Source organism: Streptomyces sp. NPDC001889, assembly GCF_053594535.1.
This window is the reverse complement of sequence record NZ_JBSFER010000030.1, coordinates 19,146-31,492: the sequence shown is the minus strand read 5'-3', so window position 1 is coordinate 31,492 and position 12,347 is coordinate 19,146. Positions and strand designations below refer to the sequence as shown.

The 12,347-nt window shown below is 75.1% G+C and carries 8 protein-coding genes; 4 read left to right on the top strand and 4 right to left on the bottom strand.

Annotated elements, in window-relative coordinates:
- Nucleotides 1-76: 76 nt before the first annotated feature.
- Genes ACWCRA_RS30215 through ACWCRA_RS30200 form a run of 4 tightly spaced genes read right to left on the bottom strand, consistent with a single transcriptional unit; the run spans nucleotide 77 to nucleotide 3,783 of the window.
- The gene (locus ACWCRA_RS30215) at nucleotides 77-943 is read right to left on the bottom strand and encodes a 5-oxoprolinase subunit C family protein (RefSeq protein WP_351557592.1); all 867 of its coding nucleotides are present in this window, start codon (nucleotides 941-943) and stop codon (nucleotides 77-79) included.
- Nucleotides 940-1,656 (bottom strand): 5-oxoprolinase subunit PxpB, encoded by a 717-nt coding sequence (pxpB, locus tag ACWCRA_RS30210; RefSeq protein ID WP_451069118.1) that lies wholly within the window; start codon nucleotides 1,654-1,656, stop codon nucleotides 940-942. Before pxpB ends, ACWCRA_RS30215 begins: the two co-directional genes overlap by 4 nt.
- A 35-nt stretch (nucleotides 1,657-1,691) precedes the next feature.
- On the bottom strand, nucleotides 1,692-2,456 hold the full coding sequence (locus ACWCRA_RS30205; RefSeq protein WP_451069099.1) for a LamB/YcsF family protein: 765 nt from the start codon (nucleotides 2,454-2,456) through the stop codon (nucleotides 1,692-1,694).
- 49 nt (nucleotides 2,457-2,505) lie between these two features.
- On the bottom strand, nucleotides 2,506-3,783 hold the full coding sequence (locus ACWCRA_RS30200; protein ID WP_451069098.1) for an MFS transporter: 1,278 nt from the start codon (nucleotides 3,781-3,783) through the stop codon (nucleotides 2,506-2,508).
- A gap of 159 nt (nucleotides 3,784-3,942) precedes the next feature.
- Here ACWCRA_RS30200 and ACWCRA_RS30195 point away from each other — a divergent pair, with 159 nt between their 5' ends.
- The 4 genes from ACWCRA_RS30195 to ACWCRA_RS30180 all read left to right on the top strand — a co-directional run bounded on the left by ACWCRA_RS30195 (nucleotide 3,943) and on the right by ACWCRA_RS30180 (nucleotide 12,337).
- Nucleotides 3,943-4,671, top strand: a complete 729-nt coding sequence (locus ACWCRA_RS30195; RefSeq protein ID WP_351557656.1) for a GntR family transcriptional regulator — start codon at nucleotides 3,943-3,945, stop codon at nucleotides 4,669-4,671.
- A 375-nt stretch (nucleotides 4,672-5,046) separates the two neighbouring features.
- A complete protein-coding gene (locus ACWCRA_RS30190; RefSeq protein WP_351557601.1) occupies nucleotides 5,047-6,576 on the top strand; it encodes a hypothetical protein in 1,530 nt (509 codons plus the stop codon).
- Nucleotides 6,577-6,652: 76 nt separating this feature from the next.
- Nucleotides 6,653-7,570, top strand: a complete 918-nt coding sequence (locus ACWCRA_RS30185; RefSeq protein ID WP_451069097.1) for a hypothetical protein — start codon at nucleotides 6,653-6,655, stop codon at nucleotides 7,568-7,570.
- Nucleotides 7,571-7,633: 63 nt separating this feature from the next.
- Nucleotides 7,634-12,337: a hypothetical protein gene (locus tag ACWCRA_RS30180; RefSeq protein ID WP_451069096.1), complete on the top strand. Its 4,704-nt coding sequence runs from the start codon at nucleotides 7,634-7,636 to the stop codon at nucleotides 12,335-12,337.
- The last annotated feature ends 10 nt before the right edge of the window (nucleotides 12,338-12,347 follow it).

The window sequence follows — 12,347 nt, the reverse complement described above, 5'->3', positions numbered from 1 at the left end:
CGCGCCCCGGGCCCCGCCCGTCTCCCGCGCCCCGGGCCCCGCCCGTCTCCCGCCCCGGGCCACGGAGTCCGGGCCGTCACCCCAGAGGGACGAAGCGCACCGGGGTCCCCGCCACCGCCTGGGCCGCCGCCGCGAGATCCCGCCCGTCGACGACCGCGATCACCGGATAGCCGCCCGTCGTCGGATGGTCGGCGAGAAAGATCACCGGACAGCCGTCCGGCGGCACCTGCACCGCCCCCAGCACCATGCCCTCGCTGGGCAGCTCCGCACCGCGCGACCGCTCCAGCACCGGGCCCGCCGTCCGCAGCCCGATGCGGTTGCTCGCGGCCGACACCCGGTAACCGGCGGTGGTGAACATCCGCAGCGCCCCGGGGGTGAACCAGTCGGCCCGCGGTCCCCACCGCGTCCGGAGCACCAGCTCAGCGGGTGGCGCGGGCCACGGAACGGGCCCGTCCACCCGCGCGGGCGGTCCGGCCGGCGCGCCCAGGGGCAACACGGCGCCGTCCTCCAGCGGCGGCGGACCGAGGCCCGAGAGCAGATCGGTGGACCGGCTCCCGAGCACCGGATCGACCCCGACACCCCCCGCGAACCCGATGTAGCCGCGCACCCCGGCGGTGGCCCACCCCACGTCGAGCACGGCCCCGGCGGGCACGCGCACGGGCGCCCCCCAGGCCACGGGCCGCCCGTCGACGGTGACCGGGCACGGTGCCCCGCCGACCGCCGCGACCACCGTGCGCCGGGGCCGTACCGCGCAGCCGCTGAGGGTGGTCTCCAGCACCGCCGTGCCCTCCGGGTTGCCGACCAGCCGGTTGACGAGGTCCGCGGCACCGGGGTCGAGCGCTCCCGAGCGCGGAACCCCGAGGTGCGCGTGGCCGGGACGCCCCGCGTCCTGCACGGTGGTCAGCGCACCGGCCCGGACCACCGCGATGGCGCGGTCCGTCATCGGCCCACGACCGGCTCACGGCCCCGCCGCCGCTCGGGCCCCTCCGGCCCCGTGGACCGTTCGCGCGGCCCGGGCTGTTCGGGGCGCCCCGCTGTGTGCTCCGGCTCCACGACGAACCGCACCCGGACACCCGGTGACAGCAGTGCCGCCGGCTCGCGCGCCGGCTCCCACAGCTCCAGCTCCGTGGTGCCGATCAACTGCCAGCCACCGGGGGACGACCGGGGATAGACACCGGTGTACGCGCCGGCCAGCCCCAGCGACCCCGAGGGCACCGAGGTCCGGGGAGTGGCCCGGCGCGGCACCGCGTACCGCTGCGGCAGCCCCGTGAGATAGCCGAAACCGGGCGCGAAGCCGCAGAAGGCCACTCTGAACTCCACCGCCGAGTGGATCGCCACCACCTCCTCCTCGCTCACCCCCCACAGCGCCGCGACCTCGGCCAGGTCGGGGCCGTCATAGCGGACCGGCACCTCGATCACCTCCGCAGCCCGCTCCCGCAGCGGCGGAATCCTCCACTCCAGCACCTCCCGGGCGAACCCCGACGGGTGGTCGAGCCCGTCGAGCAGCACGGTCCTGGCCGCGGGGACCATCTCCCGTACGGCGGGAAGGGTGCCCGCCGCACGGCGGCGCAGCAGCTCGGCGTGGAGCGCTCCGGCGGTCTCCCCGTCCGCCAGCTCGATCAGCAGCGCCCGGTCGCCGACCGGCAGCGCCCTCATCGCCGCCCGCTCGCCCGGGCGGCCGTCGGCCGGGTTCATACGAACGGCTCCACCCGGACCCCGGCGGCCTCCAGCTGACGGCGGACCCGCCCGGCCAGGGTCACCGCCCCCGGGGTGTCGCCGTGCAGACAGAGCGAGCGGGCCCGCACCGGCACACTCCTGCCGCAGTGCGCGGTCATCACCCCGAACCGGGCCATGCTGACCGACCGTTCGACCACGGTCGCCGGATCGGTGAGCACCGCGCCTTCCTCGCCGCGCGGCAGCAGCCTGCCGTCGGCGGTGTACGCCCGGTCCGCGAACGCCTCCGTGATGGTGGGCAGCCCCGCCTTCTCCGCCATGGTGTGCAGCTTCGAGCCCGGCAGCCCCAGCAGCGGCAGCCGCTCGCCCGACAGCAGCACTCCGTCGACCACGGCGCCGGCCTGCTCCTCGTCGTGGACCACCCGGTTGTAGAGCGCGCCGTGCGGTTTCACATAGGAGACCCGCGACCCCGCGGCCCGGGCGAAGATCTCCAGGGCCCCGATCTGATAGGCGATTTCGGCGGACAGTTCGTCCGCCGGCACATCCATGGAGCGCCGGCCGAAGCCGGCCAGGTCGCGGTAGGAGACCTGGGCGCCGATGCGCACCGACCGCTCGGCCGCCAGCCGGCAGACCCGTCGCATGGTGACCGCGTCCCCGGCGTGGAAGCCGCAGGCGACATTGGCGCTGGTGACCACGGACAGCAACTGCTCGTCGTCGGTGAGCCGCCAGCGGCCGAAGCCCTCGCCGAGGTCGGCGTTGAGATCGATGGACGCCCAGGTCATGTACTCCTCCTCCGCACCCCGGCGCCGCCGCCGGGGTTCCGAACCGGGATCACAGCAACTCCCTGCCCCGGGTCTCGGGCAGACCCAGCAGCGCCACCCCGGCCAGACCGTAACCCAGTGCGCCGAGGACCAGAGCGCCGCCGACGCCCCAGCTGTTCGAGAGGAAGCCCACCAGAGTCGGCAGGAACGCCCCCACCGCACGGCCGCAGTTGTAGGTGAACCCCTGGCCGGTGCCGCGCACGGCGGCGGGATACAGCTCGCTCAGGAAGGAGCCGAAACCACTGAAAATCGCCGACATGCAGAACCCCAGCGGGAAGCCGAGCACCAGCAGCAGCCCGTTGGCGCCCGAGGGCAGGCTGGTGTAGGCGAGTATGCCGAAGGCCGAGAGGACGGCGAAGAGGGCGATGTTCTTCTTCCGGCCTATGCGGTCGGTGAGGTAGCCGCCCGTGAGATAGCCGATGAAGGCCCCGGATATCAGGAACGCCAGATACCCGCCGGTGCCGACCACGGTCAGCCCCCGCTCGGTCTTCAGATAGGTCGGCACCCAGGTCGCGAGGGTGTAATAGCCGCCCTGGACACCGGTGGAGAGCAGGGTCGCGAAGACCGTGGTGCGCAGCAGGTCCTTCTTGAAGATCGCGGAGAAGGAGCCGCGCACGGCGCTGGCGGCGCGCTTGGCGGCGGCCTCCGGCGCGTCGCTGACATTGCGCCGCAGGTAGACGACGAGCAGGGCGGGCAGCGCGCCCGTCCAGAACAGCACCCGCCAGGCGATGTCGTCGTCCAGGAACTGGAAGACCAGGGTGTAGACGATCACGGCCAGCCCCCAGCCGACCGCCCAGGCGCTCTGCACGGCACCGAGGGTGCGCCCCCGGTGCTTGGCGCCGGCGTACTCGGCGACCAGGATCGCGCCGACGGCCCACTCGCCCCCGAAGCCGAGGCCCTGGAGCGCGCGGAAGACCAGCAGCGTCTCGTAGTTGGGGGCGAAGCCGCACGCCACGGTGAACACGGCATAGGTGATCACCGTGACCATCAGGGCCTTCACCCGGCCGATCCGGTCGGCGAGAATCCCGGCCAGAACACCGCCCACCGCCGACACCACCAGGGTGACCGTGGTGAGGAGCCCGGTCTGCCCGTTGTTCAGGCTGAAGTACGCGGAGATCGCCACCATGCTCAGCGGCAGGGTGAAGTAGTCGTACGAATCGAGGGCGTATCCGCCGAACGCGCCGCCGAAGGCGCGCCGGCCTCGCGGGCCGAGGGCCCGGAGCCAGGCGAAGGCGCCCGCGTCCTCGTGCAAGCCGCCCTTGTCCGGCTCTGTGTGGACCGTGCTCATCTGCACCTCGCAGAAGGGGAGATGGTGCTGCCGGAATGTGCCGTGCTGCCGAAGGTAGAGGATCGTTGAACGATCCGACAAGGGGCGCGTTGGCTCGTTCTTCCTTCTACGATGAGCACCGTGCGCCGGTTTGGCGGCGGCGAGGAGGAAAGGGGTGTCGTGGGGACGACGGAGCCGGAGATCGACCGTGCCGACGGACTCGGCGGACTGGCGGACGACCGCGTCCTGCTGGGCCGCACCAGCACGGCGGAACGGGTCGCGGACATCCTGCGCACCCGGATCGCGGAAGGGTACTTCCAGCCGGGGGAGCGGCTCTCGGAGGACGCCATCGGCAAGGCGCTCGGCGTCTCGCGCAACACCCTGCGCGAGTCCTTCCGGCTGCTCACACATGAACGGCTGCTCGTCCACCGGCTCAACCGGGGCGTGTTCGTCCGGATGCTCGCGGTCCAGGACGTCGCCGACATCTACCGCACCCGGCAGCTCGTCGAGTGCGCCGTGGTCCACGACCTCGGCGATCCGCCCTACGCGCTCGGCCCGCTCGACGAGGCCGTCAGCGGCGGCGAGAGAGCAGCGCGCGAGGAGGACTGGCGAGGGGTCTCCACGGCCAACATCCACTTCCACCGCGAACTGGTCGCCCTCGCCGGCAGCGCCCGCACCGACGAGCTGATGCGCGGCGTGCTGGCGGAGCTGCGGCTGGCCTTCCATGTCGTCGACGACCCGCGCCGCCTCCACCAGCCCTTCCTGGTCCGGAACCGGGCCATCCTGGAGGCGCTGAAGGCGGGCGACCGCACCGGGGCGGAACAGCTCCTCGCGAAGTACCTGGAGGACTCACGCGCCCGGATGGTGGAGACCTACGCCCATCTGGTGACGGACGACGACACCCCCTAGGGAGTTCCTTCCGGACCCGGGCCGGATCAGGGAGCGGGGTCCGGGCCCGTGGATCGCGAGGCGGAGGAAGAAGCCCACGCGGAGCGCCGGCGACCGGCGGCAGCGCGGCGAGGCGCGGCGAGGCGCGGTACCGGGGCACGCGAGCCCGGAAAGATCCACAAGATACGGCCCGGACCCCGCCGCCGGCTCCCGTACGCCCGGCCGCGCCGTACCCCGCCCCGGCCTCCTCGGGCCCCGCGCGCCGCCCACGGGCCTGTGCCGCCCCCGCCGCCCCCGCCTCTCCGGGGGTTGGGCACCCGGTGCCCGGCGCGGCTCCACCGGGGCCGTTCCGCGCCGTTTCGACCGTTGTCAGTGCGAGGACCTAATCTGTGCAGCGTGACTTCGCCTGCCTCGACGGAATTCGTTCCGCCCCAGCTCAGCGCGGGGCCGAGGCCCGCCCAGGGCCCGGCCGCCGACGAAGGGCTGGCGCGGCGGCTCCGCGCGCTCGCCTGCACCGCGCCGCTGCACGACCTGGACGCCCGCAAGGCGAATCTCGCGGGTGAGTACACGGTGTACGCGATGGCGGAGGTCGCCCTCTCCGCCATCGACCTCGTCACCCTGAACATGGACTTCGACACGGGCGCCGACCACGACCAGGTCGTCACCCGGCTGCTCCCCAGAATCGCCGCCCAGGCCCCGCGCCGCCCGGCCGCCGAGCACGAGCGCGTCGCCCGCTGGGTGCTGGAGAACCTGATCAACGTCGGCAGCGTCGACCGGGGCTTCCGCGCGGTCTACGGCACCTTCGGCACCGACGGCGTCTACACCCGCCGCGACTACGACTTCAAGCTCATCGAGGAAGTCCCCGGCTACGGCGGCAGCGTCTGCCTGCGCACCACCGACGAGGCGGTCAACGTCCTCGTCGGCGCCCTCGACACCGACGTCACCAGCGCCCAGATCGCCGCCGAGGTCAAGCTGGAGGTCCTCATCAGCCGCGGCCGGCTCGCGGACGCCCAGCTCGCCGCCGAGCAGGCCCGCTACCGCACCGTCCAGTACGCCGAGACCCTGCGCCGGACCCTGGAGGCCACCCGCCGCAACGTCCGCGCCGTCGACTGGCTCAACGCCGTCCCCGACATGATCGCCGAGGCCCTCGACCACGTCGCCGACCGCTACCGCCACGAGAACGCGATCCTCACGAACATCCGCCGCGCGCGCGACGAGGCGGAGGACCCCGAGCACAAGCGCCGCGCCGCCGAGCTGGTCGACATCGTCAAGGACTGCATCCGCCGCCACACCCAGCTCCAGTCCCGGCTGCTGGAGGCCGGACCGCTCTTCCGGGCCGAGCAGGACCGCCAGGCCTTCGCCCGCCCCACCACCCGCACCGGCCTCGATCTGTACGGACAGCTGGTGGCCCCCGTGCTGCCACTGCCCCTGGACGCGGCGATCCGGGTCACCGACGCCTTCTTCGCCCGGGGCACCGGCCCGCGCACCCCCTCGTCCGTACGGGTGGGCGACCTGGTGGACCTGCTGCTCACCCCGCCCGTGGAACGGGAGCACCTGGGCGCCGAAATGCCCGAACCGGACCTGATCGCCACCCCCGACGACAGCCGCTTCAGCGAGGAGCAGCTCGCCCGCGCCATGGAACTGCTGGACCTGGAGCACGACGCCCCCCGCAGGCTGTCCGGGCTGCTCGCCGAGGCCCGCCGAGGCGGCGACAGCGAACTTCCCTACCTGGTGGCCCTGCTGGCCGTCCACGCCGCCAGCCCTCCGGTCGGCACCGCCTACCGCCAGGGCGAGGAACGGCTGCTCTTCGCCGTCGACGACGGCACCGCACTGGACGACTGGGAGTTCGGCGGCGCCGATCTGATCGTCGGCACGGCCCTGCTGGACGCGGCGGGCATGACGGCGGACCGCGCGGAGGCCGGATGAGCCGCCTCCGCCACCCCCCTCTCCGCCGCCCGTCCCGCCGCCCCCGACCGACACCCCACGACGAGGAGCCACCCCAGTGACCGACCAGCACGCCGAGCGCGACCCCTGGCGTGAACCGGCCACCACCGAGGCGCCCGCGGACACCGCCCCCGGCGCCCCCGGCGCCCCCGGCCGCCTCACCCCTCCGGACGCGGCCGACGCCGCCCGCCTGGTCTCCTTCGGACTCCAGCCCAAACTGCTCCCCGCCCGCGACGCGGAGTACGCCGACCTGCTGCGCCGCTACCGCGAGGACCCCGGCTTCGCCCGTGTCGCCGACGCCGTCGCCACCGGCCTCGGCCTCATCGTCCTCGAAGTCTCCCCCCGCGCCGGCATGGCCCTCGCCGCCGGAGACGACTCCGTCTTCGCCGTCCGCATGGGCGACTACGCCCGCCGCGCCGCCGCCGACTCCGCCGACCGCTTCCTCCACGGCCTGGCCCACCTCGCCGTCGCCGCCCTGGCCTTCCCCCGCCCCGAGGACCTCGCCGACGACGGCTACATCGGCCGCGTCACCGTGAACGGCGTCGACGCCTTCGTCCGGCAGGCCTGCCACCGCCTGGAGGAGCGCGCCGCGACGGAGGGCGAGAACACCGACCCCGCCACCGACACCCCCGGCCTGGAGTCCGCCTGGCGGATCTACGCCCGCCGCAGCGCCACCGGCGCGACCAAGGACGCCCGCAGGCTCGCCGGCTCCACCACCGGCATCATCGGCAAGGCCGTCGCCTTCCTCACCGAATCCGGCTTCCTCCAGCGCACCGGCGACGACGCGGGAGGCACCTACCGCACCACCGCCCGCTACCAGCTCCAGGTCCGCGACATGGCGGGCAGCGCGGCCATGGCCGAACTGCTCGACCTCGGAGTCGTCCCCGTCAGCGACGGCAGCGCCACCCTCCTCCCCCCGTCCGAGGCGGACGACCTGGAGCTGGTGGCCGACGCCGGGCTCCCGTTCCACACCTGACCCCGCCGTCCGGCACCGCACCCCGCGTCCCGCGCGATCCACCCACCACGAGAGTCCGCCGCCATGTACGAGTTGTCCCGCGTTCGCCTCTACTCCATCGGGCCCGCCGGTGCGCGCTACGCCGACACCGTGCTGGATCTGCGCGGAGTCGGCGCGCCGGTGCCCCACCCCGCGCCCACGCAGGCGGAGTTCTTCGAGGAGGAGCCGGTCGGCCCGCCCCGCCGGCCCGCCCCCGCGGGCGTCCTCTTCCTGGAGAACGGCGGCGGCAAGTCCGTCCTGCTGAAGCTGATCTTCTCCGTGATGCTCCCCGGCCACCGCAACACCCTGGGCGGCGCCAGCTCCGGCGTCCTGCGCAAGTTCCTCCTCGCCGACGACTGCGGGCACGTCGCCCTGGAGTGGCAGCACACCCTCACCGGCGAGCTGGTCGTCGTCGGCAAGGTCAGCGAATGGCGGGGCCGCCAGGTCTCCAACGACCCGAGGAAGTTCGCCGAGGCGTGGTACTCCTTCCGCCCCGGCCCCGGACTGAGCCTGGACTCCCTCCCCGTCGCCGAGGCCACCGCCGTACGGTCCCCGGCCGAGGGCGCCTCCGGCGCGCGGGGCCGCCGCCGCACCATGAAGGGCTTCCGCGACGCGATCACCGAGGCCGGCAAGGTGTACCCCCACCTCGACGTCGCCTGGGAGGAGATCCACGACCGCTGGAACGAACACCTCGGCGAGCTGGGCCTCGACCCCGAGCTCTTCCGGTACCAGCGCGAGATGAACGCCGACGAGGGCGAGGCCGCCGGCCTCTTCGCGGTCAAGAAGGACTCCGACTTCACCGATCTGCTGCTGCGCGCCGTCACCGACACCCGGGACACCGACGGCCTCGCCGACCTCGTCAGCAGCTTCGGCAACAAGCTCGGCCGCCGCGCCGAACTGACCGCCGAACGGGACTTCACGGCCGGCTCCGTCGATCTGCTCGGCCGCATCGTGGAAGCCGCCGAGGCCCGGGCCCGTGCCCGGGAGATCCACACCGGCGCCGAGCGCCGCACCCGCGCCCTCGCCCGCCGGCTCTCCGCCCGCGCCACCGGCGAGCGCGCCCGCACCGCCGATCTCGCCCAGCAGGTCACCGCCGCCGCCCACACGGTCACCGGAGCCGAACAGGCCCGCGGCCACAGCGCCCTCATCGCCGCCGAACTGGCCTACCGGCACGCCTCACTGGCCCTGACGGCCGCCGAGAAGGGCGCGGCGGCCCAGCGCCGCGAGCTGACCGACGCCCGGACCCTGCACTCCGCCTGGCAGGCGGCCGAGGCCGTGCTCCGGCACCGCGCCGCCGCCGACCGCTCGGCCCGGGTCGCCGCCGCGATCCGCGAGGCCGAGCGGGACGCCGCCCCCGCCCTCGCCGCCCGCGCCCGGGCCGCCGCCGATCTCGTCCGCGCGCTCCACGCCGCCGCCGAGGACGGCGAACGGCTCGCCAACGAACACGAGGAGCGCTCCGCCACCCTCCAGCAGACCGGCGAGACCTCCCACCGGGACGCCACCGCCGCCGCGACCGAGGCCCAGCGCGCCCGCAGCGAGATCGGCCACCTCCGCCAGCGGCTCACCGAGGTCGAACAGGAGACCGCCGAAGCGGTACGGGCCGGCTGGCTCGACGACACCGCACCGGACGCCGACCCCGCGCGCGCCGCCCTCGCCGCCAGCGACGCCGAGAGGACAGCGGTCGCGGCCTGGGACACCGCCCGCGCATCGGGCCGGGTCACCGCCGAGCGCGCCAAGGAGGCCGCAGCGGCCGAGACCCGCGCGGAGCTGGCCGCCGCCCGGGCCGCCGACGCCGCCCGCACCGCGGAGCGCGCCCACACCGCCGAACACCGCGCCGCCGCCTCGATCGCGGAGAACGGACGCCTCGCGGAGCTGCTCAGCCTGCCGCCCGCCCCGTCCGCCGCACCCGTGCCCTCCCCCCGGCGCGGCACCGCGACCGGGGCGGACGACCCCGCCGGCACCACCGCACCGGCCACCGGCCCCACCCGCTCCGACGACACCCCCCTCACCGCCGAGGAACTCGACCGCTACGCCGACGACCTGCGCGAACTCCTCGACCAGTACATCGCGTCCGCCGAACGCCAGCTCTTCGACCTGCGCACAGCCGCCGCCGACGACTCCCGCATCCTCGGCGCCCTCGGCGACGGCGGCCTGCTGCCCCCCGGCCCCGATGTCCTCGCCACCGTCGAATACCTCGGCGAGCAGGGCATCCCCGCCCTCCCCGGCTGGCGCTACCTCGCCCAGGCGGTCGACCCCGCCGACCACGCCGCCGTCCTCGCCGCCCGCCCCGAGCTGGTGGACGGAGTCGTCATCACCGACCCCGCCTCGCATCTGCGCGCCCGCGAGGCCCTCGCCGGAGCCGCCCTGCTGCCCCGGTCCACCGTCGCCGTCGGCACCGCGGCCGCCCTGCTCGCGCCGGTGCCCGCCCCCGGCGACGACACCCAGGTCTTCCTCGTACCGCCGAACCCCGCCATGCACGACGAGCACGCCGCCGACGAGGAGCGGCAGTCGCTGCGCGCCCGCGCGACCGCGCGCGACGAGGAGATCCGCGACCTCGCGGCCCGGCTCGCCGGAGACCGCTCCCTCGCCGCGCGCATCGGCTCCTGGCGCGCCGACTGCCCGCCCGGCATGCTCGCCGAACTGGCCCAGGGCGCCGAGACCGCCCGCCGCACCGCCGAGGAGGCCCAGGCACAGCTGACCGAGGCCCGCGCCCTGCGCGCGGAGGCCGACGCGGCCGCCGCCGAGGCCGCCCTCGTCCGCGACGACCGGCAGGAGACCGCCCAGCGCGCGCGCCGCGCCGCCGACGCCCTCGCCGGCCTCGCGTTCCGGCTCCGGGAGCGCGCCGGCTGGCAGCTGAAACTCCGCGAACTGGCCGACGAGGCAGCCGAATCCGAGGCCCGCGCCACCGTCTGCCTGGAGCGCGCGAAGGCCGCCGACGAGGACCGCAGGGCCGCCCAGCGCGCGGGCGACGACGCCCGCCGCACCGCCCGCGCCCTGCGCGCGGAGCGGGCCGAGATCGCCGGCGCCCCGGAGACCCTGCCCGACGCCGACCCGGACGCCCCCCGCACCTCCCTGCCGGCCCTCCGCGAGGCCTACCGCTCGGCCTCCCAGCTGTACGAGAAGGTCGGCGTCGGCGCCGACCTCCGCGCCGAGCAGGCCCGCGCCGAGAGCGACGAGAGCGCCGCACTCGCCGAACTGGACCGGCTCACCAACAAGGTCCGCACCCGGGCCTCCCTCCTCCTCGAAGGCACGGACGGCGCCGACGGCCCCTCCCGCCAGGCGGCGGCGGCCCGCGCCGAGTCCCTCGTCCAGATGCTGGAGACCCGCGCGTCCGAGGCCAGCGAGAAGCTCGGCCGGCTGCGCGGAGAGGCCGAGCGCCTCGCCCCCTCCGACGGAGACGACACCCACACCGCGCTCCCCGACGACCTCGTCCCCTCCGACGCCGGGCACGCCCAGACCCTGCTGCGCGGCGCCACCACCGAACTTGCCGCGCGCACGGACGCCCTGGACACCGCCCGCGACACCCACACGGGCCTGCTCCATGCCCACCGGACCGCCGAGGACGCGGCCGGCGGCTTCGACGAGACCGCCGCCCTCCTCCGCGACCTGCTGCGCGAGCAGCGCGACGACGACGAGGAAGCCGAACAGCCCCCGGAGCCCTACCCCGGCGACCTCGCCGAGGCCCGCCACCTGGCCGCCGAGGCCCGGCGCTCCCTGCGCGGCTGCGCCACCGACCTCTCCGGCGCGGAGGCCGCCGTCCGCGAGGCGAGCGACATCCTGGTGCGCCACGCCAACTCCACCCGCTACGAACAGGTGCGCACCCCCGCCCGCCAGCAGATCCGGGAACTGCCCGCCGCCGCCCTGCCCGAACACGCCGCGAAGTGGGCCGAGGCGTTCGCTCCCCGGCTCCGGGTGCTGACCGACGAACTCCAGCAGCTGGAGCGCAACCGCGACACCATCGTCGACCGGCTGCGCGGCCTGGTGGAGTCCGCGCTCGCCACCCTCCGCTCGGCCCAGCGGCTCTCCCGGCTGCCCGAGGGCCTGGGGGAGTGGTCCGGCCAGGAGTTCCTGCGGATTCGCTTCGAGGAACCCGACCAGGCGACCCTGGCCGAGCGCCTCGGCGAGGTCGTCGACGAGGCCACCCGCGCCGCCGTCCGCAAGAACGCGTCGGCGGCGTACGGCGAGGGGCGCAGGGACGGTATGTCCCTGCTGCTGCGCGGGGTCCAGGCGGCCCTGGAACCCCGGGGCATCGCCGTGGAGATCCTCAAGCCCGACGCGGTCCTGCGCGCCGAGCGCGTCCCCGTCGGACAGATGGGCGATGTCTTCTCCGGGGGTCAGCTGCTCACCGCCGCCATCGCCCTCTACTGCACCATGGCGGCCCTCCGCAGCAACGACCGCGGCCGTGACCGCCACCGCCACGCCGGCACGCTCTTCCTCGACAACCCCATCGGCCGGGCCAACGCCACCTATCTGCTGGAGCTCCAGCGGGCGGTCTCCGACGCCCTGGGTGTCCAGCTGCTCTACACGACGGGCCTCTTCGACACCACCGCCCTCGCCGAGTTCCCCCTGGTCATCCGGCTCCGCAACGACGCCGACCTCAGGGCCGGGCTCAAGTACATCAGCGTGGAGGAGCATCTGCGGCCCGGTCTGCCGCAGCAGGACCCCTCGGGCGAGACCGTCCACGGCGAGATCACCGCCACCCGGATGTTCAAGCGCTCCCAGACCCTCACCGCCCCCGAGCCCGGCTAGCCCCGGTCCG